The following is a 22960-nucleotide window of genomic DNA, read 5'->3' as shown; positions in this document are numbered from 1 at the left end:
GACCGGGTGGCACCGATCCCGTTCCGCAGCCGCCGCCGGGCGGCCGCGTCGAGACGTGGCCGGGACCCGCGCACCACCCCGGTCAGGGCTCCGGCCACGACCCCGATCGCCTCGGACCCGGCGCTGCGCCGCGGGCGCCCCGCCGGTGCCGCCACCGACGAGCTGCCCCGCCCCGGCCCGGCCTCCGTCCCCCGCAGGCCGACGGTCACCCGGGTCGCCGTGCACCGCACCCGCGAGCTGGGCGGGCGCGCGGTCGCACTGTTCCGGCGCGCCGCGACCGCCGACGGCGCCGACCGGTCCGGGCTGACGGCGCTCACCTACGCCACGATGCTGACCTACGCACTCGACGCGGCGGTCGCCGTCGCGCTGGCGAACACGCTGTTCTTCGCGGCGGCGACGGCGGAGTCCACCGCGAACGTCGCGCTCTACCTGGCGATCACCGTCGCACCGTTCGCGCTGGTGGCGCCGGTGATCGGTCCCGCGCTGGACCGGTTGCAGCGGGGCAGGCGAATCGCGATGGCGGTGTCCTGCGCCGGGCGCGCGGTGCTCGCGGTGGTGCTGGTGTTCCACCTCGACGACTGGCTGCTCTACCCGGCCGCGCTGGGGATCATGGTGCTGTCCAAGTCGTTCCTGGTGCTCAAGGCGGCCGTGACCCCGCGGGTGCTGCCCTCGACGATCACCCTGGCGACGACGAACTCCCGGCTCACCACGTTCGGGATGGCCGCGGGCGGGGTCGCCGGGGCCGTCGCCGGCGGGGCTGCGCTGGTCGCGGGTGGGGCCGGGCCGCTGTGGTGGACGGCGCTGCTCGGGGTCGCCGGCGCGGTGCTCTGCCTGCGGATCCCCCGGTGGGTCGAATCGACCGCGGGCGAGGTGACCGCCGCGGTGCCCGCCGCCCGCCCGGGCTCGCGCCGCTCCCGCGTCCCCGCCACCCGGGCAGTGCTCGTCGCGCTGTGGGGCACGAGCACGGTGCGGGTGCTGACCGGGTTCCTCACGCTGTTCGTCGCCTTCGTGGTGAAGGCCGGGGCCGAACGGTCACCCGACGGCGACCCCGCCGGCCAGCTGGTGGTGATCGGGATGGTCGGTGCGGCCGCCGGCGTCGGGCTGTTCGTCGGCAACGCGGTGGGCGCGCGCAGCCGCTTCTCCCGGGTCGAGCCGGTGGTGCTGGCCGCGGCCGCGGCGGCGGTGCTGGCCGCGGCGGCGGTGGCGCTGCTGCCGGGCGTGCCGACGGCGGTGGTCGCGGCGCTGGTCGCGTCCACGGCGAGCGCGCTGGCGAAGGTCTGCCTCGACGCGGTGGTGCAGCGCGACCTGCCCGAGCACGCGCGGGCGTCGGCGTTCGGGCGGTCGGAGACCGTGCTGCAGCTGGCCTGGGTGCTGGGCGGCGCGATCGGGGTGCTCGCCCCGCACGACACGTTCCGCACCGGGTTCGTGATCGTGACCGGGGTGGTGGCGGTGTTCGCGCTGCAGGCCGCCCTGGTGCGCCGCGGCACCTCGCTGGTGCCGGGGCTGGGGCCGCGCCCGGCCGCCGTCGCCCGCTGAGGGCCGGGCCCGCCCGCCGGGCCCCGGTCCGTACGCTGGTCGGCGTGATCACCCGCCCCCGACCGCGCCCCCGCCGGTCCGCCGGTGTGCTGGCCGGGACCCTGGCCGCGGCCGCCCTCGTCCTCGCCGGGTGCGGTGGCGCGGCCCCGACGGTGACGTTCGACGTCGGCGGCACCGCGCTGGTCGCCGCACCCACCCAGTTCTGCGACACCAGCCTGCAGAACTGCCAGGACGCCCCGAACGCCCGGGTGACCGCGCCGGTCCCGCCCGGGACGGAGGTCCGCATCACGGTGCCCGAGGAGGTCTCCTCCGCGCCCTGGCAGGTCGCCTACGCGTTCACCCGCGGTACCGACCCGACCCCGGTCCAGCAGCGCAGCGCGATCGCCGCGCCGGGCACCCGCACCGACTTCACGCTGTCCCTGCCCGAGCCGGGCGACCGGCTCGTCACCGCGCAGGTGCAGGTGTTCGGGGCGCCGCCGTCGATCGACCCGGAGAGCACCGACATCCAGTTCCCGGTCCGCGCGACGTGGGTCCTGGTCGGCGAGCAGGGCTGAGCGGGCACGGACCCCGGTCCCAGCGGCACGGACCCCGGTCCCAGCGGCACCGTCCCCGGTCCCAGCGGCACCGTCCCCGGTCCCAGCGGCACCGTCCCCGGTCCCAGCGGCACCGCCCCGGGTCCGAGCCGTAGCGAGCCGGGTCTCAGCGGCCCGCGCCGAGCAGCCGGGCCAACGCGGCGTCGGAGTCGGCCTGCGCGTCGCGGTCGTGGGTCGAGGAGAACACCAGCAGCTCGTCGGCGCCGGTGCGGGTCACGAGGTCGTCGAGGCGCTCGGCGACCGTGTCCTCGTCGCCGACGACGGAGCGGGCCAGCGCCCGGTCCACGGTCTCCCGCTGGCGCCGGGTGGTCACCCGCCTCGGGTCCGGCGGTTCCAGCGGCGGGAACTCGCCGGTGGTGCGGGCCGCGGCGTGCGCCCACGCCTCGGACAGCGCCAGCTGCGGGTCCCCGACGAGCACGTCGACGGACACCACGAGGTGCGCCGCGTCCCCGGCCCGCTCGCGGTAGTCCGCCAGCGTCGCCGGGTCGTCGAGCACCGGGCCGCCGACGACGACGGGCAGCCCCAGGTCACCGGCCAGGGCCAGGCCCGCCCCGGTCGCGAGCAGGAACAGCGGCACGGCGTGCTCCAGCCGCGGCCGGGCGGTGACCGGGCCGCTGCCGTCGAGGTAGGCGCGCAGCTCGTCGAGGGCGGCGCGGAACGCGGCGTCGTCCGCGGCCCCGGCACGCAGGGCACGGCGCACCGGCTCGGTGAACCCGGGCGAGCGCCCGATCCCCAGGTCGATCCGCCCGGGGTGCAGCGCCTCCAGCAACGCGACCTGCTCCGCGACGACGAGCGGCTGGTGGTTGGGCAGCATGAGCCCGCCCGAGCCGACCCGGATCCGCGACGTCGCCGCGCCCACCGCGGCCATCAGGACCGGCGGGCTGCCCGACGCGATCCCGGGCACGGCGTGGTGCTCGGCCACCCAGAACCGGTGGTAGCCGAGCTGCTCGGCGCGCACCGCGCGCGACACCGTCCCGCGGACCGCGGCGGCGTCGGGCTCCCCGGCCCGCGTCCGCGAGCGGTCCAACATCGACAGGCGCACACCCGCCCCAACGCCGCCCGCCCCGGCGACCATTCCGCCCCGCCCCGCCCCGCTGCGGCCCGGCGGGGCGGGTGGGTCAGCCGTCCAGGTCGCGGGCCACGGCCCGCACGGCCTCGGCGGCCAGCTTGCAGGTCTTGCGGTCGGGGTAGCGCCCGTGCCGCAGCGCCGGCTGGATCTTGTTCTCCAGCAGCCCCATCATGTCCTCGATGAGGCCGTGCAGCTCCTCGGCCGGGCGGCGGGTGTTCTCCACCGCGGACGCCTGCTTCTCGACGATGCGCACGGACAGCGCCTGCGGACCGCGGCGGCCCTCGGCCATCCCGAACTCGACCCGCTGGCCGGACTTGAGCGCCTCCACGCCGGACGGCAGCGCCGCCTTGCGCACGTAGACGTCCTCACCGCCGTCCTGGGAGAGGAACCCGAAGCCCTTCTCCGCGTCGTACCACTTCACCCTGCCGGTGGGCACCGTCGTCCTCGATTCCTGCTTGCTGTGTTGCTGCGTGCACGACAAACGCGCCCGGGCTCCCCGGACGCGCCGTCACCGATGGTACGCCTGGGAACCCGTCCGGGGTCAGGCGTTTCGGACGTTCGCCGCACCCTCCAGGTCCAGCAGCCCGACCGACTTCTCGCGCATCTCGACCTTGCGGACCTTGCCGGTGACCGTCATCGGGAACTCGTCGACGACGAGCACGTAGCGCGGGATCTTGTAGTGCGCCAGCTTCCCGGTGGCGAACTCGCGCAGCGTGTCGGCGGTCATGGTCGCCGCGCCCTCGCGCAGCACCACCCAGGCGCAGAGCTCCTCGCCGTAGCGCTCGTCGGGGACCCCGATGACCTGGGCGTCGACGACGTCGGGGTGGGTGTAGAGGAACTCCTCGATCTCGCGCGGGTACACGTTCTCCCCGCCGCGGATGACCATGTCCTTGATCCGGCCGGTGATGTTGAGGTAGCCCTCGTCGTCCATCACGGCGAGGTCGCCGGTGTGCATCCAGCGGGCGCGGTCGATGACCTCGGCGGTCTTCTCCGGCTGCTCCCAGTAGCCCAGCATCACCGAGTAGCCGCGGGTGCACAGCTCGCCGGGCTCGCCACGGGGCAGCGTCCGGCCCGTCTCCGGGTCGACGACCTTGACCTCCAGGTGCGGGTGCACCCGCCCGACCGTGGACACCCGCCGTTCGAGGGTGTCGTCGGCGCGGGTCTGGGTCGACACCGGGCTGGTCTCGGTCATGCCGTAGGCGATGGTCACCTCGGTCATGCCCATCCGGTCGACGACCTGCTTCATCACCTCGACCGGGCACGGCGAGCCGGCCATGATCCCGGTGCGCAGGGTGGACAGGTCGTAGGAACCGAAGTCCGGGTCGTTGAGCTCGGCGATGAACATCGTCGGCACCCCGTAGAGCGAAGTGCAGCGCTCCTGCTGCACGGCGTGCAGGGTCGCCTTCGGGTCGAAGCCCTGCGCCGGGACGACCATCGTCGCGCCGCTGGTGGAGCAGGCGAGGTTGCCCATGACCATGCCGAAGCAGTGGTAGAAGGGCACCGGGATGCAGACCCGGTCGGCCTCGGTGTAGCCGCAGGTCCGGCCGACGTAGTAGCCGTTGTTGAGGATGTTGTGGTGCGACAGCGTCGCGCCCTTCGGGAACCCGGTCGTCCCGGACGTGTACTGGATGTTGATCGGGTCGTCGGCCGTCAGCGACGCCTGGACCTGCGCCAGCTCGTCGCGGCGGGAGGCGTCGCCCGCGGCCAGCGCGTCCCACTCGGGCGATCCGGTGATCACGACCTGCTCCAGGTCGGGGCAGTTCGGCCGGACCTCGGCGATCATCTTCTCGTAGTCGGAGGTCTTGAACGACGACGCCGACACCAACGTCGAGATCCCGGCCTGCTTGAGCACGAACTCCAGCTCGTGGGTCCGGTAGGACGGGTTGATGTTGACCAGGACGACGCCGATCTTGGCCGTCGCGAACTGGGTCAGCGTCCACTCCGCGGTGTTCGGCGACCAGATCCCGAGCCGGTCCCCCACGGTGAGCCCGGTCGCGAGCAGCCCGGTGGCCAGGTCGTCGACGGCGGCCCGCAGCTCGCGGTAGGTCCAGCGGCGCCCGGTCTGCACCTCGACGAGCGCGTCGTTGTCCGGGACCCGGGCGGCCGTGCGGTCGAGGTTGTCCCCGATGGTGTCGCCGAGCAGCGGGGTGTCCGAGATCCCGGACGCATAGGACGGGACGGCGGGGGTTCCGGCGGGGATCACGACGTCGTACTCCTCGGGTGGCTCAGTGCTGGTCGTCACATCCTCACCCCGGACGACGCGGTTGCCAACACCCGTCGGCAGCACGCGACATCACGACGAGGACAGGCGGCGCCTCCCGGACTGCGCGACCTTCGCCGCCCCGCGCCGTGCCCCGTGGGCCGCGCGGCGCAGCGGCCGCGGGGAGGACTCGGGCCAGGGCCCGACCGGCACCAGCACCCGTTCGGCCGGGGCGAACCCGGCGGGGTAGCCGGGCACCCGCCAGGTCCCGGCCGGCGCGTCCGGCGGCAGCCACTCCGGCCGCCACATGCCCAGGGCGAGGTCCAGGTCGGCCAGCCGGGGGGCGAGCTCGTCGGTCAGCTCGGTGCGCAGGTGCTCGGCCCACAGCCGTACCCGCAGGTCACGCACCTGGTCGCCGGAGGTGACGAACGCCGTCGACAGCTCGGTGTCGGTGCCGCGCATCGAGCGGGAGAAGAAGTTGGCCGACCCGATGGAGGCGAAGACGTCGTCGACCAGCGCCAGCTTGGTGTGGACGGTGAGGTCCTCGATCCGGTGCATGATCACGTTGCCGCGGTCGCCCGGGGCGAGCTGGTCGATCACGCCACGCTGGACGTCGCCGGTGACGCGGCGACGGAACTTGTTCACCCCGGCGTCGACCGGGTCCTTGCGTCCCGAGCAGACGAGCACGACCTTCACCCCGCGGGCGGCGGCGTCGCGCAGCAACCCGTAGAGCCGGAACGCCCGCCGCCCGCCCGGGACCTCGAAGAAGTACTGGTCCTCCAGGTAGACGTAGCGCCGGGCGCCGCGGATCGCCGCGGACAGCGTGTGGAAGACCTCCTGCACGCCGTGCCGCGGGAGCACCGTCCAGTGCCGCCGGTAGAGCATCCCGAAGTGGTCGATCTTCCACGGCCGCAGCGAGCGCAGGACCTGCACCGCGGTGCCCGGGGAGGGGTACGGCGGGGCCGGCGGCGGCGGCGGCGGCAGGTCGGCGACGAACGGCTCGGGGTTCATCGGCTCCCAGTCGGTGGGGCCGACCATGAACCGGCGCGGCGGGAGCGTGGCGGCCTCGGTCCACCGGCCGCGGTAGACCTCCCACACCCGGGCGGCACCGGGCCCGCGCAGCGCGGCGGCACCGTCGTGCCAGCCCCAGCGCTCCTCGCCGATGGACAGCCGGTCGTGCGGCTCGGCGTCGAACCGGTTGGCGGACAGGTCCAGCCCGCCGACGAACGCCGTCAGCTCGCCGCCGACGTGGGTGAGCACCACCTTCTGGTGGTGGCAGCCGATCCCGGAGCCCGACCAGTCGAGCAGCACCCGTCCGGCCAGCTGCGGGCGGCGGCGCAGCTCCAGCGCGGCGAACGCGTTCGCCCGGAACGGCCCGATCGCCACCCCGGGCACCGACCCGGAGAACACCGCCGCGGTGAGCAGCACGCGCAGGTCGACTCCGGCGTCGACGAGGCGCGCGAAGCGGTCGGCGAGCGCCTCGTAGCCCTCCTCGTCGGGGGCCAGGCCGCGCAGGTCCATGTCGGGTTCGAGGTTCAGGCCGGTGACCAGCACCGTGTCGCCGGGCCCCGCCCGGTCGAACAGGTCCCGCAGCCGGGCGAAGTAGTCGACGCCGTCGACGATCGGCTCCCACTCGGTGTCCTCGACGAACGTGGGGCACTCGGCGGTGGCGGGGGCGAGGTAGCGACGGGTGAGGGACGCGAGGTCGGCGGGGGGCGTGCCGGGCATGCGCCGGACGCTATCCGGGTGACCGGGGGTCGCGCCTATCCTGCGGGCATGGCACGCCCTGGCACGGTCGACCGGGTCTCCGCAGCAGTCTCGGTGGCGGGGGCGGTGGTGGTCGGCGGCTGGTTCGTCGTGGCCGGCCTGCAGACCGGTCGGGCGATCCCGTTCGTGGCGGCCGCGGTGGCCGTCGCGGTGTTCGGGTTCCTGGCCCGGCGGTCGTGGCGGCTCGCGCGCCACGCCGAGCTCGCGCCCGCGGTGCCGGCGACGGAGGTCGTGGTGCCCGGCGCCGGTGGTGCGACCTCGACGCTGCCGGACGCGGTGCGGGTGGTGCCCGCACTGTCGGCGGAGGGCCGGGAGCGGCTGGACCGGGTGCTGGACGTGCTGGTCGCGGCGGGGGTGCTGCCGGACGGGGTGGTGGACCCGGACCGGATCGCGGCGTCGGTCGCCGACCACGGCGAGCCGGTGACCAGCGGGACCGTGCTCGGCGCGCTCGACGAGGCGGGACCGGACGGCTGGGACGCGCTGCTGGACCGCCACCCGGCGCAGGACGGTGCGCCCGACCTCTCCGGGGTCCGCGGACCACGCCTCGCCTGGCTGAGGACCGACCGGACGGTGTGGGTCGCGGCCCCGTCGTACGACCCGGCCGAGCTGAACGACCTGCTCGACCAGCCCGCGTACGAGCTGTGGGAGTGGGCCGACGAGGCCCGGACCGACGGGGCCCGGAGCTAGAGCCCGCCGGTCTGCAGCAGCCGGTTCGGGGTGCCGCCGGTGTCGCCGCCGTCGATCTTCCCCGGGACCGCGTTGTCGACGATCCACTTCTTGACGGTGGTGGCCGGGGCGTCCCCGCGGGCCTGCTTGTAGAGCGCCGCCACCCCGGCCGCGAACGGCGCGGCCATCGAGGTCCCGCTGTAGGAGGCGGTGCCGCCACCGGGGACCGGCGCGACGATCCGGGTGCCCGGCGCGTAGAGCGCGACACAGCGGCCGGTCGAGGAGTTCGAGGCGCGCTTGTCGTCGATCGTCGAGTTCGCGACGACCAGCACGTCGTCGATCGCGCGGGGCAGCGCGGTGCAGTCGTCGCCGCCGGTGTTGCCCGCCGAGGACGCCGCGAACACCCCGGAGTCGATCATGCGCTGGACGGCCTGCTGGAGCATCGGCGAGCCGCCGTAGCTCCACGACATCACCGCGACCGCGGGGCCGCGCTTGTTCTTCGACACCCAGTCCAGACCGGCGATCAGCGACGACAGCGTCCCGGTGCCGTTGCAGTCGAGCACCTTCACCGCGCGCACGTTCGCGCCCGGTGCCACGCCGTAGTCCGTCGACGCGGCGATCCCCGCGACGACGGTGCCGTGCCCGTCGCAGTCGGTGTCGGTCCGGTCGATGGTGTTGAGCTCGAGCTTCGCCCGGCCGCCGAACTGCGGGTGGCTCGCGTCGACGCCGGTGTCGAGGACGAAGACGTCCACCCCGGCGCCGGTCGCGGTGTGCCGGTACTGCCCGTCCAACGGCAGGTTCGGCTGGTCGATGCGGTCCAGCCCCCAGTTGCCCGGCGCCTGCTCGGCAGTGGCGAGCGGGACGACCGGCGCGTCCTGGTGGACGGCCTGCGGGTCGAGCGGGGAGATCGTGCGGTCCTCCTCCACCCCGACGACGCCGGGCCGGTCGCGCAGCTCGGTCGCCTGGGCGGGGGTGAGGTCCGCGGCGAAGCCGTGCACCACGCTGTCGAAGGTGGCCGTGGGTTCGACGCCGACGGACTCGGCGGCGGCCCGGGTCTGTCCGTCGGTCGCCGTCTGCACCAGGTATCCGGCAGGCGCCGACTGCGCCGACTGCGCCGTCTCGGTGGCGGACGCCGTCGGTGCGAGAGGAACACCGAACGCGACCGCCAGGACACCGGCAGTGACCAGTCGGGCGGCGCGGGGACGCAGTGGACTCACAGACAGCGACGGTATGCGCCTGTGACGCCTGATGCGAGAGACACGATGGTGGTCCGGGTGACACATGGGACCACCCGGGTGACGGAGTGTTTCGGCACCGGGGGTGCCGGGCACGCCTGCCGACCGGGGTCCGGCAGGGCGCCGAGCTGCGCGATCAGCGGATCGGTCGCTGCGCTCAGGCGTGCCGGCCGTGCACGGCGACCTCGGTCGCCTTCACCGCGAACCACACCTCGTGGCCGGGTTCGACACCCAGTTCGGCGACGGCGGCCGGGGTGACGTCGGCGGCCAGCCCGGCCACCCAGTCCGGCCCCCCGGCGACGGGTACGGCCCGCAGCCGCACGGTGTCCCCGCGCGGCTCCAGCGCGGCGATCCGGACCGGGAAGACGTTGCGCGGACTGCCCCCGGGCCTGCTGCCGTGCACCGCCACCGCCGACGGCGGGAACACCGCGACCGCGGGCTCGCCCGCGGTGACCTCGACCGCGCGGCCCTGGATCTCGGTCCCGTCGGCGGTGCGCACCCCCGAGCCCTCGGCGGTGCCCGGCACCAGGTCCAGCCCCGCGATCCGGGCGGAGAACGCGCTCCGCGGACGGGCCAGGACGTCCCGGGCGGGACCGGACTCGACGATCCGGCCCCGGTCCAGCACGACGACGCGGTCGGCGAGCACGAGCGCGTCGAGCGCGTCGTGGGTGACCAGCAGGGCGGTCTGCTTGCCGTCGGCGATGACCCGGCGCAGCAGGGTGCGCATGGCGGGGGTGGCGTCGACGTCGAGAGCGGCGAGCGGCTCGTCGAGCAGCAGCAGCCCCGGGCGGGGGGCCAGCGCGCGGGCCAGCGCGACCCGCTGCTGCTGCCCGCCGGAGAGCTGCGCGGGGCGGCGGGCGGCGAGCCCGCCGACACCGACGGCGTCGAGCAGGTCACGGGCCCGGGACTCGGCCGCGGCGCGGGGCGTGCCCTGGGCCCGCGGCCCGAACGCGACGTTCGCCAGCGCCGACAGGTGCGGGAACAGCAGCGGTTCCTGGGCCAGCAGCCCGACACCGCGCCGGTGCGGCGGCACGAAGGTCCCGTCTGCGGTGTCGAGCAGCGTCCGGCCGTCGACGCGCAGGTGCCCGGCGTCCGGACGCAGCAGCCCGGACAGGATGCCGAGCATCGTGGACTTGCCCGCCCCGTTCGGGCCGAGCACCGCGAGCACCTCGCCCGCGGCGACCGACAGCTCCAGGTCCAGGGCGAACCCGTCCCGGTCCAGCCTCGCCCTCAGCTCCACACCGGGCTCCACCGTGTCGCCGCCGCTGCTCATCCGCGGCCGTCCAGACCCCGCGGTCGCCCGACGACGATCACCACCAGCGACACGACCACCAGCAGCAGCGACAGCGCGACGGCCCCCGCGACGTCGGTCTCGCCCTGCAGGTAGACCAGCAGCGGCAGGGTCCGGGTGGTGCCCTCCAGGCTGCCGGCGAACGCGATCGTCGCACCGAACTCACCCATGCAGCGGGCGAAGGCCAGGACCAGCCCGGACGCCAGGCCGGGCAGCACCAGCGGCACGGTGACCCGGCGGAACGCCAGCCCCGGCGACGCGCCGAGGGTGGCCGCCGTCGCCTCGTAGCGCTCCCCCGCGGTCCGCAGCGCGCCCTCCAGCGACACGATCAGGAACGGCATCGCGACGAAGGTCTGGGCCAGGACCACGGCGGCCGTCGAGAACGGGATGAAGATCCCGAACGCGGTGTCCAGCCCCTGTCCGACCAGGCCGTTGGCGCCGAGCAGGAACAGCAGCGAGAGTCCGCCGACGACCGGCGGCAACACCAGCGGGAGCAGCACGACCGAGCGGATCCCGCGCATCAGGCGGGGCAGCCGGTTGATCCGGCCGCGGGCCAGGACCACCGCGAGCGGCCCGCCGAGCAGCAGGCACAGCGTCGTGGAGATCGCCGCGGTCAGCAGCGACAGGCGCAGCGCCGACAGCGCGGCCTCGCTGGTGAGCAGGCGGGGGGTCTCGGCCCAGTCGGCCTCCCAGAGCAGGCCGAGCACGGGCAGCGCGATCACGGCGAAGCCGATGCCGGCCGGGATCCACATCCAGACCGGCAGGCCGACGCCGGTGCCGTGGCGGTCGGCGGCACCCTCGCGGCGCCGGGTCGGGGCCGGCGCGGCGGCGGTGCCGGCCCCCGGGATCACAGGTGTCCGCCCGGCGTCTCCACCACCACGTTCGTCGACTTGATCACCGCCACCGCGAGCGCACCGGGCTCGAGACCGAGCTCGCGCACGGCCTCGCTGCTCATCAGCGACACCACGCGGTGCGGCCCGCACTGCATCTCCACCTGGGCCATCACCGTGTCGGCCAGCACCGAGGTGACCAGGCCGACCATCCGGTTGCGGGCCGAGCGCTGCACCACCGAGGGGTCCGGCGGGGCGGTCGCGTGGTCGCGGGCGAACGCGGCGAGCGCGGCACCGTCGATGACCTTGCGGTTCGACGCGTCGGCCTGCACCGGCAGCGTCCCCGCGTCCACCCAGCGGCGGACGGTGTCGTCGCTGACGCCGAGCAGTCGGGCGGCCTCGGAGATCCTGAAGTGCGGCACGGTCGCGATACTAGGGTCGCGCCTGCGGCGAGGCCACGGCGGACCGTCGACGCACGACCTGCCACCCGACGACGGCGTGTGGTCTGATCCTCGGCGTGGACTTCGCACCCAGCGCCGTGGCCGCCGACTACACCGGGCGCATGCGCGCCTTCCTCGACGAGCGCATCCTGCCGTCCGAGGCCGCCTACGACGCCTTCCGTGCGCAGCGGCGCGGCACGCCGCAGGAGTGGGACCTGCCACCGGTGGTGGAGGAGCTGAAGGCCGAGGCCCGCGAGCGGGGCCTGTGGAACCTGTTCCTGCCCGACGTCTCGGGCCTGTCCAACGTGGACTACGCCGCGGTCGCCGAGGTGTCCGGCTGGTCGCCGGTGATCGCCCCCGAGGTCATCAACTGCCAGGCCCCCGACACCGGGAACATGGAGACCCTGCACCTGTTCGGCACCCCCGCGCAGAAGCAGGAGTGGCTGGAACCGCTGCTGGCGGGCGAGATCCGCTCGGCGTTCGCGATGACCGAGCCGGACGTCGCCTCCTCCGACGCCACCAACATCCAGACCCGGATCCGGCGCGACGGCGACGACTACGTCATCGACGGCCGCAAGTGGTGGATCTCCGGTGCCGCCGACGAGCGCTGCCGGATCTTCATCGTCATGGGCAAGACCGCCGCGGACGACGACGACACCGTGTCGAACCACCGCCGCCAGTCGATGATCCTCGTCCCGCGCGACACCCCGGGCCTCACCATCGAGCGGCACCTGCCGACCTTCGGCTACCAGGACCAGCACGGGCACTCCGAGCTACGGTTCGACGGCGTGCGGGTGCCCGCGTCGAACCTGCTCGGCGAGGAGGGCGGCGGCTTCGCGATCGCCCAGGCCCGCCTGGGCCCCGGCCGGATCCACCACTGCATGCGGCTGATCGGCATGGCCGAGCGTGCCCTGCACCTGATGACCGAGCGCGCACGGTCGCGGGTGGCCTTCGGCGGGCCGCTGGCCGACCAGGGCGTGGTGCGCGAGCAGATCGCGCTGTCCCGGATGGAGATCGAGCAGGCCCGGCTGCTCACCCTGAAGACGGCCTGGCTGATCGACGCGCACGGCGCCAAGGGCGCGGCGACCGAGATCGCCTCGATCAAGGTCGTGGTGCCCCGGATGGCCTGCACGGTGATCGACCGGGCGATGCAGGTGCACGGCGGCGCGGCGATGAGCGACGACACCCCGCTGGCCTACTTCTACGCGTGGGCGCGCGCCCTGCGCTTCGCCGACGGACCGGACGAGGTGCACGTCCGCTCCGTCGCCCGGCAGGAGCTGAAGGCCCACCGGACGTAACCGTGTGACTAGTTCTTCGACTAGGTACACGGTGACTAGTTCCGCACCTGCGACAACGTGGCCGCAGCCACGTCCGCGGGTGCGGAATACCGGTCTGAGCTGCGGAAACCCGCTCTGGGCGAGCGTCGCCGTCGGCGGCTAGCCTCGGCCCCATGACCACCCAGCTCGGCCTGCCGTCGCTGCGGGGCGGCACGTCCCGGGACCCGTCCCGCCCGGCCGACCCCCGTCTCGTCGACGGGTTCGGACGGGTCGCGACCGACCTGCGGATCTCGCTCACCGACCGCTGCAACCTGCGCTGCACCTACTGCATGCCCGCCGAGGGCCTGGACTGGATGCCGCGCTCCGAGCAGCTGACCGACGCGGAGCTGAACCGGCTGATCGCGCTCGCCGTGCGGGACCTCGGTGTCGAGGAGCTGCGGTTCACCGGCGGCGAGCCGCTGCTGCGCAAGGGCCTGGAGGACATCTTCGCCGCCGCGTCGGCGCTGGAGCCCCGTCCGGACATCTCGCTGACGACCAACGGCATCGGGCTCGCCCGTCGCGCCGAGGCCCTCGCGGCGGCCGGGGTGAACCGGCTCAACGTCTCGATGGACACCCTGCGCCCGGAGCGGTTCGCGCAGATCACCCGGCGCGACCGGCTGTCGGACGTCATCGACGGGATGGCCGCCGCGCAGGCCGCGGGCCTGGCCCCGGTGAAGATCAACGCGGTGCTGCTGCGCGGTGTCAACGACGACGAGGCCGCGGACCTGCTGGAGTTCGCGCTGGCCCACGGCTACCAGCTGCGGTTCATCGAGCAGATGCCGCTGGATGCCCAGCACGGCTGGCGTCGCACCGAGATGATCACCGCCGACGAGATCCTGGCGCGGCTCGAGGAGCGCTTCGTGCTCACCCCGTCCGACGAGGACCGCGGCGGGGCTCCCGCCGAGAAGTTCGTGGTCAATGGAGGCCCGGCCACCGTCGGTGTGATCGCCTCGGTGACCCGCCCGTTCTGCGGGGCCTGCGACCGGACCCGGCTCACCGCCGACGGCCAGGTCCGCACCTGTCTGTTCGCCACCGGCGAGACCGATCTGCGCGCCATGCTCCGCGGCGGCGCGACCGACGCCGAGATCGCCGACGTCTGGCGCGACGCGATGTGGGGCAAGAAGGCCGGCCACGGCATCGACGACCCCGGATTCCTGCAGCCTGCGCGCCCAATGAGCGCGATCGGAGGATGACCATGACCCTGTCCCTGGAGACCAGGACCCTCACCGTCCGGTACTTCGCCGCGGCCAAGGCCGCCGCGGGGACCGGCGAGGAGGCCGTGGAGCTGCCCGCCGGCGCGACGGTGGCCGACGCCGTCGCCGCGCTCGGCACCGCGCACGGCCCGGAGCTGGAGCGGGTCCTGCTGCGCTGCAGCTTCCTGCTCGACGAGGTGGCGGTGCGCGACCGCTCCGCGGTGGTGGGCGGGGCGGCCACCCTCGACGTGCTCCCGCCGTTCGCCGGCGGCTGAGCCCGCCGCGGCCCGCGGGCCCCGGCGTCCCCCGCGAGCGTCCTCCGGAAGCGTCCCCGGGGCCGCTCAGTCCTCGGGGACGGCCGCGACCCGGCCGGTCGGCACCCCGCCCGCGCAGCTCAGGGTGACCAGGACGTCCGGTACGTCGTCGCCGTCGAAGACGACCTCGGCCGGGCCGATGTCCTTGTCGTCATCGCGCTCCCAGCCCTGCGCGGGGTTGACCGAGACGATCCGCGGGGTCGCGCCCTCACAGCGGGCCAGGACGTTCCCCGCGGCCCCGGCCTGCACCACCGCGGGCGGGGCGGCCACCGGCACCGATGTCGGTGCCGGGGCGGGTGCCGGGGCGGCAGGGGCGGTGGAGGTGGCTGCGGCGGAGTGCTGGGCCAGCCGGGCGTCCACCTGCTCGGCGCTCAGCGGCTGTGTCTGGGTGCCGGCGAGGTCGCTGCCGATGCTCCCGACGGCCGTCAGGCCCAGGAGCAGGGCGCCGGCGGCCGCGGCGGTCCAGAGCGCGATCTGCAGCACGGGGCGGGTCGGTCGTTCCACGCGCACAGCATGCCCCGGACCCCGGTTAACGGATCCCTAAACGGGACACAAGCGACGGCTGGGACCCACCGCGGGCGCGGTCACGGCGGATAGGTTCTCCTCCCGTGGCCCAGATCCTGATCGTCGAGGACGACCCCGGCATCCGCGGTGCCCTCATCCGCGGGCTGACCGAGCGGGGGCACGCCGTCGACTCCGCCCCGACCGCGATGGCGGGGCTGGAGCACGCCGTCGGGAAGCGGCCCGACCTCGTGGTGCTCGACCTCGGCCTGCCCGACATGGACGGCACCACCATGCTGCGCATGCTGCGCGGCGCCAGCACGGTGCCGGTGATCGTCGCCACCGCCCGCGACGACGAGACCGAGATCGTCTCCGTGCTCGACGCGGGCGCCGACGACTACCTGGTCAAGCCGTTCGCCGCCGCCCAGCTCGACGCCCGGATCCGCGCGGTGCTGCGCAGGCTCGGCGACGGGGCCGGCGCCCCGACGGTCGTCGTCGGCGGGCTGTCGGTGGACCCGCGGTCGCGGCGCGCGGTGCTCGACGGCGCCGAGCTGGAGCTGACCCCGCGCGAGTTCGACCTGCTGCACCACCTCGCCGCCCGCGCCGACCAGGTCGTCGGCAAGCGGGAGCTGATGACCGAGGTGTGGCAGCAGCCCTACGGCGGCGCCGACAAGACCGTCGACGTGCACCTGTCGTGGCTGCGCCGCAAGCTCGGCGAGACCGCGCAGGCCCCGCGCTACCTGCACTCGGTGCGCGGCGTCGGGGTCCGGCTGTCCGCGCCGTCAGCGCCGTCAGCGCCGTCAGCGCCGTCAGCGCCGTCAGCGCCGTCGGGAACCGGACCGGGCACCGCCTGATGCGGCGGCGCATCCTCGTCCTCGTCGGGGCGACCGTGCTGCTGGTGCTGGTCGCGTTCGCGGTCCCGCTCGCGACGCTGATCCGCTCGGTCGCGGAGAGCTCGGCGGTGTCCGCCGCGACCGTCCAGGCCCAGGTGCTGACCCCGGCCGTCGCAGGCGGCGACCGGTCGGTGCTGACCCCCGCCGTCCAGAACGCCGACGGCCGCGACGCCTCCGACGTCTCGGTGTTCCTGCCCGACGGCACCGTCCTCGGCGCGCCCGCACCGCGCAGCCCGGTGGTCCGGCTGGGGCTGCTCGGGACGAGCGCGTCGACCGAGGCGCCCGGCGGGCGCGAGCTGGTGTTCGCGGTGACCGGTGCCGCGGGCGGCAACGCCGCGATCCGGGTGTTCGTCCCCGACGCCGAGCTCACCCGCGGTGTGACCCGCTCCTGGCTGCTGCTGGGCGGGCTCTCGCTGGTGCTGCTCGCCGGCGGGCTGCTGGTCGCGGACCGGCTGGCCCGCACCCTCGTCGACGCCGCCACCGACCTGTCCGGGGTGTCGGAGCGGCTCGCGGCCGGGGACCTGTCCGCGCGCGCCGACCCCGGTGCCCCGGCCGAGCTCGGCGTCGTCGCGGGGGCGTTGAACGGGCTGGCCGGACGGATCTCGGAGCTGCTGCGCGAGGAGCGGGAGAACGTCGCGGACCTCGCGCACCGGGTCCGCACCCCGCTCACCGCGCTGCGCCTCGACGCCGAGGCCCTGCGCGACCCGGACGACGTCGCCCGCATCTCGGCCGGGGTCGACGGCGTCGCGCGGGCGGTCACCGGCGCGATCGAGCAGGCCCGGCGACGCGGCGGCGGCACGGCCCGCAGCACGGACGCGGCGGCCGTCGTCCGGGAGCGGGTGGAGTTCTGGCGGGTGCTGGCCGAGGACACCGACCGTGCGGTGACCCTGCACCTGGCCGACGGCCCGCTGCCGGTGGCCTGCGCGCCGGGTGACCTGGAGGCGTGCGTGGACGCGTTGCTGGGCAACGTGTTCGCGCACACCCCGGACGGGACGGCCTTCGGCGTGGAGCTGACGGCCCGCCCGGGCGGGGGCGCCCGGATCGTCGTGCACGACGACGGTCCCGGCCTGCCACCGGGCACCGACCCCACCTCGCGCGGGGTCAGCGGAGGCGGCTCGACGGGCCTGGGCCTCGACATCGCCCGACGCACCGCCGAACAGGCCGGCGGATCCCTGACCGTGACCTCACCCCCCACCAACGGCCTCCGAGTGGACCTGACCCTCGCTCCACCACCCCCCTGACGACGAAGTCACCCGCTCCCACACGGGGTCGTGCGTCCCACACGGGTTCGGGTCCCGTGTGGGACACCGGAACCCGTGTGGGACCACTCAGTCGAGGGCGAGCCCCGCGCGCCAGGCTGTGTCGTCGGCCAGGTGCTCGGCGCCTACGGCTTCCTGGGCCAGGCGTGCACCTGACGCGAACAGGTCGCGGACGGGGCCGCGCAGCGCGGGATCGAGCCACTCGACGTCGGCGTGGTCGACGCTCGACGCGGCCGCCGGACGGCCGTGCTCCAGCAGCGCCCGGTACAGCCCGGTCGCGGGCCGCACCGGCGGCAGCCCCTCGGCGACGGCCAGCTCGCCCGCGCGGCGCGGGATCCGCAGCCCCGCCGCGTCGAGGTCGCCGAAGTACCGGATCGCGGAGTACCGGACCTCCGACGGCGGGGCCTCCCGCAGCGCGAGCACCGACGCGGTGAACGCGTCCCCGGCGCCCCAGGCGACCCCGCCGACCGCGCCCGGCTCGGGGCGCAGCGCCCGGAGCAGCGAGTCCATCGTGTCGGCGTTCTCGACGACGAGCAGCACCGGCCCACCCCCGGGCAGCGGCTCGCGGTGCAGCGGCGGGACGACCCGGCGCGCCCGCAGGGTCGCCAGGGAGAGCGCGCCGGGCAGGCGGCCGTCGAACGCCTTCTCGTCGCCGGTGATCTCCAGTGCGCGCTCCCGCAGCGGGACCTCGACCGCCCGCGCCGCGTGCCGGAACAGCCATTCGTTGACCTGCAGCAGCGTCGGCGACGGCCGGGGCAGGCCCGCCGCCCAGGACAGCTCGGCGTGCCACGGGGTGCGGTCCTGCGGCGCCGGGGCCGGGGCGGTACGCAGCAGCCGGACCGAGTTCGGCAACGGCGGGCTGCCGTCGTCGGCGCGGTCGGTCGGCTCGATCACCCCCGCGGCGGTCAGCTCGGCCAGGACCGCGGCCAGGTTCCGCCGGGCGTCGACGCTGCCGACCATCGTGGGGTCGGCCCGCAGGAACGCCGCGCGCACCGCCGAGCGCGGGATCCGGGTCCGCCCGGAGGCCCGCAGCAGCTCCGCGAGCCGTTCCGCGACCGGCCCGAGCGCAGCCCCTGCGTCCCCGGGCACGGTCATCCTGCCGATCCCGCGCCGTCGCCTGCACCGGCGCGGCCTGCACCGTCGTTGCCTGCGCCGGCGGGCACCACGGCCTCGGGGCGCCGGTAGATCCGCGCCGCGGTGATCCGGCCGCCGGGGGCGTCGGCGTCGGGCACCGACCGGGTGACCCGCTCGTCGACGGACAGGTACTTGCGTCCCGCGCGCAGGTCGGCGTCGTTGCGCAGCCGCACGAGCAGCGGGAACGACGACAGCGCGCCCGCGTCGAACAGCCCGGTCGTGTAGACCAGCTGCACGCCGAGGGCCTGCGCGACGCCGAACTGCAGCTCCAGCAGGTAGCCCGCCGACGCGCGTCCGATCGGGTTGTCGAGGAACAGCACGCCCGCGTGCGCCCGCCTGCCCTGCCCGCGCTGGTGCGCCCGCAGCGCCGCCATCGTGCAGTACAGGACGATCGCCGCGGTCAGCTGCTGCCCGCCGGAGAACACGTCCTTGATCGCGGAGACGCGCAGCCGCTCGGTGCGCAGCACGGCGTCGGGCTTCAGCATCTCGACCCGGACGCCCTTCGGCATCGCCGCCCTGACCCCGCGCAGCAGCATGGACATGCCGTCGCGCCGGTCCTTGGCCTTGCCGCCCGCCATCCCGGTGGCGGTGCGGTCGACGACGGCGCCGAGCTCGTGGCGCAGCGCCGCGTCGGGCAGCTCCTCGAACCGGATCCGCAGGAACTGCTGGCCCGACCAGTCGCCGAGGCCCTCGGGCAGCTGGGACAGCCGCTGGGCGAGGCGCACCGTGCGCAGCGCCTCGCCGACCATCCCGGACAGCCGGGTGACGATCCCGGAGCGGTGCCGCTCGATGTTCCCGAGGTCGTCGTCGAGGGAACGCAGCCGCGGGCGCAGCGCCGCGATCCACTCCGCGGCGAGGCCCGGCATCTCCGACCGGTCGACGCCGCCGATGTGGCGGTGCACCGGGGAGGTGAGGGTCGCGAACCGCGGGTCCTGCGCGAAACGGGCGACGGCGTCGACACCCTCGCGGACCTTCTTCTCGGCGCGCGTCCGCTCCCCCGCCGCGTCGCGGACGGCGTTCTGGTGGCGCTTGAGCGCGGCCTGCGCGGCTTCGACGTCGCCGTCGAACGGCACCCCGGACGGCTCGGGCGTCTCGTCCAACGAGGACACGACCAGCCCGAACCCGCGGGCGAGGTCGGTGGCGGTGCGGTGGGCGTCCTCGGCGGCGGTCCGGGCCCGGCGACGGCGTTCCAGCTCCGTGCCCGCCGCGTCCAGGTCGGCCGCGGCGCGGGCGACCAGCTCACGGCCGTGCTCGGCGTCGCGGGGCACGTCGTAGGGCGCGCAGTCCGCGGAGCGCCCCTCGGCACCGTGGTCGATCGGCCGCTCGCCGCCGGTGAACCGCTCCAGCTCGCGACGGGCGACGGCCAGCTCCGTCGCCGCGTCGGCGCGACGGCGTTCGGCCTCGTCGTAGGCGGCCCTGGCCTGCTCCGCGGCGGCGCGACGGCTGGCGGCGTCGGCGCCGTCGGGGGTGTGCAGGAACGCCGTCGCGGCCTCGACGACGGTGCGCGGCAGTCCGTCGACGGCGATCCGGCGCTCCCGCGCGTCGGCCTCGGCCCGCTCCAGCGCACCGTGCAGGTCGGTGTCGACGGCGGCCGAGGCGTAGGCGTCGCGGGCCCGCTGGAACTCCTCGCGCAGCTCGGCCAGCGATCCTTCTGGGGTCCCGTCCGGCTCCGCGTCCGGGTCGCCGATCTCCTCGGGGGAGACCGGGAGGGCCGCGGCCTCGTCGCGCAGGGTGGTGCCGATGCCGCGCTGCCGATCGCGGGTCTGCTGGGCGTCGGCGGCCTCGCGAGCGGCGCGGTCGGCGGTGGTCCCGGCGGCGTCGGCCTCCTCGCGGGCCCGTGCGGCGTCGGCCTCCCCGGTGCGGATCCGCTCCTCGTGCGTCGCCCGGCGGGCGAGCTCGGTGCGCAGCGCGGCCAGCGCGTCCGCCCGGCGACGCGTGTCCCCGGCGGTCCGTTCCAGGCCGGGCCGGTCGGCGGCGAGCCGGTCGGCGCGCTCGTCGAGGTCCTCGACCGCGGCGCGGGTCGCCTCGTGCTCGGCGACGGCCGCGGCCCGTGCGGCCTCGGCGATCTCGGCGGCCTCGGTGAGGTCGGCGAGGGTGGGACGACGGTCGCGCAGCGCGGCAAACCGGTCCCGCAGCCTGCGGTCGTCGTCGAGGACGGTCTCCAGCTCGGCGAGCCGGGCGGCGCGCTCGGTGGTCTCGGCGACGAGGCGGACCCGGACCTGCTCGGCGGCCTCCTCGTCGTGCAGGGCCGGGTTGGGCGGCACGACGAAGTCGATCCCGGGCGCCGGGTCGGCGTCGGCGCGCAGCGCGGCGGTGGTGCCGACCGCGACCAGGCAGGCCGGCAGCAGCCGCGCGGAGTCCAGCCGGGTGCGGGCCCGCTCGGCGTCGCGCGCGTCGTTGAGCAGTACTCCGCCGGCCAGGTGCGGCAGCCGCGCCAGCACGGTCTCCCGGTCGGGGGCGGGCAGCTTCGCCAGGTAGCGACGCCCGGACCAGGCCGTGATCCCGGCGGACTCCAGCACCGCGAGGACGTCCTCGATCTCGGGCGGGTCGGGCAGCAGGCCGCCGTCGCCGAGCGCGGCGAGCGCGCGTTCGTCGCGGCGCTGGTCGCCGTGCAGGGTCGTCCGTTCCCGCTCGGCGCCGCGGATCGCGGTGGTCAGGGTGTCGACGACCAGGCCCGCGTCGGTGTCCGGGCGGATCTCGTCGAGCCCGAGCAGCTCCGCGGGTCGGGTCTCCCCGGCGAGCGCGACGGCCTCGGCCTCCGCCGCGGATCGTGCGGCCTCGGCGGTCGCGGCGTCGGCGCGGGCGGCGGCCGCCGCGTCCTGTGCCGCGGTGCGGCGGGTCTCGGCGGCCCGGCGCTCCTCACGGATCGCCGCGGCGGCGGTGTCGGCGTCGGCGAGCGCGGCGGCGCACCGCTCGGCGTCGATCCGGGCAGCCGTCGCCTCGTCCTCGACGTCGGCGGCGGTCGAGCCCGCCTTCAGGTGCCCCGCGTCGACGGCGGCCGCAACCCGGGTGTCGAGCTCGTCGAGGGCCTCGCGGGCGGCGCCGGCCGCGCTCTCGGCACGGGCGGCGTCGGCGGTGCGGGTGACCTGCTCGCGACGGGCGGCCGCCGCGCGCTCCTCGGCGTCGGCGCGGCGGGTCTCCGCGGCGGCGGCGGCGTCGGCCTCCGCGGCGACGCGGGCCAGCGCGGCGGCGAGGGCGCGGGCCGCGTCCTGCCGAGCCGCGAGCGCGGGCCGGGACTTCTGCTCCTCCTCCTCGACGCGGGCGCGCAGCCGCGCGGCCTCGGCGGCGGCGACGCGGTGCGCCAGCACCGGTTCGACGGCGTCGCGGGCCATCGACACGGCCGACGCGTCGTCGCGCTCGCGGGTCGCCTCGGCCGCGGTCCGCTCCGCGGCCTCGACGGTGAGGACCGCGGTGAGTCTGCGCAGCTCACCGACGGTGTCCTGCAGCCGCTCCGCCGCACGGGCCGCGGACTGCTCGGCCTCGACGGCGCCGGCGGCCTCCTCGGCGGCGGTCACCGAGCGGGCCTCCTCGGCGACCCGGCGGGCCGCGATCCGCGACGCGGTCGCCGCCAGCTCGGCGCGCGCGGCGGTCTCGGCGTCGCGGGCCGCGGTCGCGGTGGCCTCGGCGTCGACCATCGGCTCCAGCCGGGACAGCGTGCCGTCGACGAACTCCCGCTCGGTCTCCAGCTCCTCGCGCTGGGCGAGCCGGTCGGCGTACCCGGCGACGAGCTCGGCGACGTTCTGCGGCTCCGCCGGGTCGAGCACCGCCCGCAGGAGGAAGTCGACGAACGCCTCGTCGGAGGAGAACGAGAACGCCTCGGCGGCCTCGCCCTCACCGGCGTTCATGGCGCGCTGGTAGCGGAACAGCTCCGGGTCCAGACCGACGTCGACGAGGTGGCGCGTCCAGTCCCGGTGCCCGGTCTCCCAGGCGAGCTCGGCGTCGGGGTGCTCGCGGTGCGCGGTCTGCAGACGCTCCCGGAACGCCGCCAGGGTGACCCGGCGGCCGTCGTGGGTGAACGGCAGGTCGTCGAGCCCCATCCCGGGAACCGGCCGGAAGGAGTACCACGCGTCGGCCAGCTTCTCCGGATCTGTGGAGGCGACGTGCCCGCGCCACTCCGACACCTTCCCGGTGACCAGGAGCCGCCCGGTGCCGACGTGCATCCACTCGCAGACGACGTGCGCCACGTCCTCGGCGAGCACGAAGTTCTCCAGCACCGTGGTGCTGGTGGTGCCGACGACCTGACGCCGCCCCGGCAGCAGCACCGAGAAGATCAGCTTGAGCAGGACGGACTTGCCGCCACCGTTCTCCAGGAACAGCACCGACGCCGGCGACGGCCGCCGCGGCGTCGTGCGGTCCAGCGCGTCCGGGGCGAACAGGTCCTCCTGCACGGCGACCTTCACCGGGGCGCCGACGCCCCGCAGGTCGAGCGCGACGTCCTGGTAGCGCGCGGCGGTCGGCCCGACGGAGAACAGGCGGACGCGGGTCAGCTCATACATCGCGTTCCTCCGTGGGTTCGTCGGTCGCCGGAGGGTCCGCCCGATCCGTCGGGCCGGGCTCGTCCGTCGCGCCGGCATGCGCTGTCGAGCCGGCATGCGCTGTCGGGCCGGCATGCGCTGTCGGGCCGGCATCCGTGTCCCCGACCGGGACCCCCTCCGGTGCGGATTCGCTTACCGGGTAAGCGAGTTCCGCACCGGCACCTCCCACATCGGCACCGACCGGTACG

The 22960-nt window shown here is 75.7% G+C and carries 19 protein-coding genes; 8 read left to right on the top strand and 11 right to left on the bottom strand.

From position 1 onward, the window contains the following. Nucleotides 1-6 precede the first annotated feature (6 nt). Complete coding sequence (locus tag KPL59_RS20940) at nucleotides 7-1536, top strand: MFS transporter (protein WP_226358065.1); 1530 nt, start codon at nucleotides 7-9, stop codon at nucleotides 1534-1536. Nucleotides 1537-1580: 44 nt separating this feature from the next. Continuing rightward, on the top strand, nucleotides 1581-2090 hold the full coding sequence (locus KPL59_RS20935) for a DUF2771 family protein (RefSeq protein WP_060710416.1): 510 nt from the start codon (nucleotides 1581-1583) through the stop codon (nucleotides 2088-2090). Between the two features lie 145 nt (nucleotides 2091-2235). Here the strand turns inward: KPL59_RS20935 and KPL59_RS20930 are convergent, their stop codons facing one another. The 4 genes from KPL59_RS20930 to KPL59_RS20915 all read right to left on the bottom strand — a co-directional run bounded on the left by KPL59_RS20930 (nucleotide 2236) and on the right by KPL59_RS20915 (nucleotide 7126). Then, entirely contained in the window at nucleotides 2236-3159 is a 924-nt protein-coding gene (locus KPL59_RS20930; protein WP_255677228.1) for an MsnO8 family LLM class oxidoreductase, read from the bottom strand. Between the two features lie 88 nt (nucleotides 3160-3247). Continuing rightward, nucleotides 3248-3634, bottom strand: coding sequence for a cold-shock protein (locus KPL59_RS20925; protein WP_043281879.1), 387 nt, complete (start codon nucleotides 3632-3634; stop codon nucleotides 3248-3250). A gap of 105 nt (nucleotides 3635-3739) precedes the next feature. Then, a complete protein-coding gene (locus KPL59_RS20920) occupies nucleotides 3740-5401 on the bottom strand; it encodes an AMP-binding protein (RefSeq protein ID WP_226362118.1) in 1662 nt (553 codons plus the stop codon). Between the two features lie 90 nt (nucleotides 5402-5491). Next, nucleotides 5492-7126, bottom strand: a complete 1635-nt coding sequence (locus tag KPL59_RS20915) for a phosphatidylserine/phosphatidylglycerophosphate/cardiolipin synthase family protein (protein ID WP_226361745.1) — start codon at nucleotides 7124-7126, stop codon at nucleotides 5492-5494. 48 nt (nucleotides 7127-7174) lie between these two features. On the opposite strand from KPL59_RS20915, the gene KPL59_RS20910 reads away from it, so the two are divergent. Beyond that, a complete protein-coding gene (locus KPL59_RS20910; RefSeq protein ID WP_226358069.1) occupies nucleotides 7175-7852 on the top strand; it encodes a hypothetical protein in 678 nt (225 codons plus the stop codon). On the opposite strand, the gene KPL59_RS20905 is transcribed toward KPL59_RS20910, so the two are convergent. The 4 genes from KPL59_RS20905 to KPL59_RS20890 all read right to left on the bottom strand — a co-directional run bounded on the left by KPL59_RS20905 (nucleotide 7849) and on the right by KPL59_RS20890 (nucleotide 11609). Further along, nucleotides 7849-9048 carry a S8 family peptidase gene (locus KPL59_RS20905; protein WP_226361744.1) on the bottom strand — a complete coding sequence of 400 codons (1200 nt, stop codon included), beginning with the start codon at nucleotides 9046-9048 and terminating at the stop codon, nucleotides 7849-7851. The genes KPL59_RS20910 and KPL59_RS20905 overlap by 4 nt on opposite strands. Before the next feature lie 175 nt (nucleotides 9049-9223). Next, nucleotides 9224-10339 (bottom strand): sulfate/molybdate ABC transporter ATP-binding protein, encoded by a 1116-nt coding sequence (locus KPL59_RS20900; protein ID WP_226361743.1) that lies wholly within the window; start codon nucleotides 10337-10339, stop codon nucleotides 9224-9226. Next, the gene (locus KPL59_RS20895) at nucleotides 10336-11109 is read right to left on the bottom strand and encodes an ABC transporter permease (RefSeq protein WP_075312735.1); all 774 of its coding nucleotides are present in this window, start codon (nucleotides 11107-11109) and stop codon (nucleotides 10336-10338) included. Before KPL59_RS20895 ends, KPL59_RS20900 begins: the two co-directional genes overlap by 4 nt. A 95-nt stretch (nucleotides 11110-11204) precedes the next feature. Continuing rightward, the gene (locus KPL59_RS20890) at nucleotides 11205-11609 is read right to left on the bottom strand and encodes a molybdopterin-binding protein (protein ID WP_020627631.1); all 405 of its coding nucleotides are present in this window, start codon (nucleotides 11607-11609) and stop codon (nucleotides 11205-11207) included. A 95-nt stretch (nucleotides 11610-11704) separates the two neighbouring features. Between KPL59_RS20890 and KPL59_RS20885 the strand changes: the two genes are divergently transcribed. The 3 genes from KPL59_RS20885 to KPL59_RS20875 all read left to right on the top strand — a co-directional run bounded on the left by KPL59_RS20885 (nucleotide 11705) and on the right by KPL59_RS20875 (nucleotide 14411). Then, on the top strand, nucleotides 11705-12925 hold the full coding sequence (locus KPL59_RS20885; protein WP_226358072.1) for an acyl-CoA dehydrogenase family protein: 1221 nt from the start codon (nucleotides 11705-11707) through the stop codon (nucleotides 12923-12925). Nucleotides 12926-13077: 152 nt separating this feature from the next. Beyond that, nucleotides 13078-14136 (top strand): GTP 3',8-cyclase MoaA, encoded by a 1059-nt coding sequence (gene moaA, locus KPL59_RS20880; RefSeq protein WP_226358073.1) that lies wholly within the window; start codon nucleotides 13078-13080, stop codon nucleotides 14134-14136. 2 nt (nucleotides 14137-14138) lie between these two features. After that, the gene (locus KPL59_RS20875) at nucleotides 14139-14411 is read left to right on the top strand and encodes a MoaD/ThiS family protein (protein ID WP_149663398.1); all 273 of its coding nucleotides are present in this window, start codon (nucleotides 14139-14141) and stop codon (nucleotides 14409-14411) included. Between the two features lie 66 nt (nucleotides 14412-14477). Here KPL59_RS20875 and KPL59_RS20870 read toward each other — a convergent pair whose 3' ends face one another. Continuing rightward, nucleotides 14478-14954 (bottom strand): hypothetical protein, encoded by a 477-nt coding sequence (locus KPL59_RS20870; RefSeq protein WP_226358074.1) that lies wholly within the window; start codon nucleotides 14952-14954, stop codon nucleotides 14478-14480. Nucleotides 14955-15058: 104 nt separating this feature from the next. On the opposite strand from KPL59_RS20870, the gene KPL59_RS20865 reads away from it, so the two are divergent. Together KPL59_RS20865 and KPL59_RS20860 are read left to right on the top strand one after the other, a co-directional pair. Further along, nucleotides 15059-15805 (top strand): response regulator transcription factor, encoded by a 747-nt coding sequence (locus tag KPL59_RS20865; RefSeq protein ID WP_226361742.1) that lies wholly within the window; start codon nucleotides 15059-15061, stop codon nucleotides 15803-15805. Then, nucleotides 15805-17085, top strand: a complete 1281-nt coding sequence (locus tag KPL59_RS20860; protein ID WP_226358076.1) for a HAMP domain-containing sensor histidine kinase — start codon at nucleotides 15805-15807, stop codon at nucleotides 17083-17085. Before KPL59_RS20865 ends, KPL59_RS20860 begins: the two co-directional genes overlap by 1 nt. A gap of 87 nt (nucleotides 17086-17172) precedes the next feature. On the opposite strand, the gene KPL59_RS20855 is transcribed toward KPL59_RS20860, so the two are convergent. Both KPL59_RS20855 and KPL59_RS20850 read right to left on the bottom strand, forming a co-directional pair. Continuing rightward, nucleotides 17173-18192 (bottom strand): hypothetical protein, encoded by a 1020-nt coding sequence (locus KPL59_RS20855; RefSeq protein WP_226361741.1) that lies wholly within the window; start codon nucleotides 18190-18192, stop codon nucleotides 17173-17175. 2 nt (nucleotides 18193-18194) lie between these two features. Then, nucleotides 18195-22733: a hypothetical protein gene (locus tag KPL59_RS20850; protein ID WP_226361740.1), complete on the bottom strand. Its 4539-nt coding sequence runs from the start codon at nucleotides 22731-22733 to the stop codon at nucleotides 18195-18197. Nucleotides 22734-22960: the final 227 nt, after the last annotated feature.

The organism is Pseudonocardia sp. ICBG1142, assembly GCF_020496255.1.
Classification (GTDB): Bacteria; Actinomycetota; Actinomycetes; order Mycobacteriales; family Pseudonocardiaceae; genus Pseudonocardia.
The sequence above is the reverse complement of the archived record's forward strand: the minus strand, read 5'-3'. Positions and strand labels throughout refer to the sequence as shown.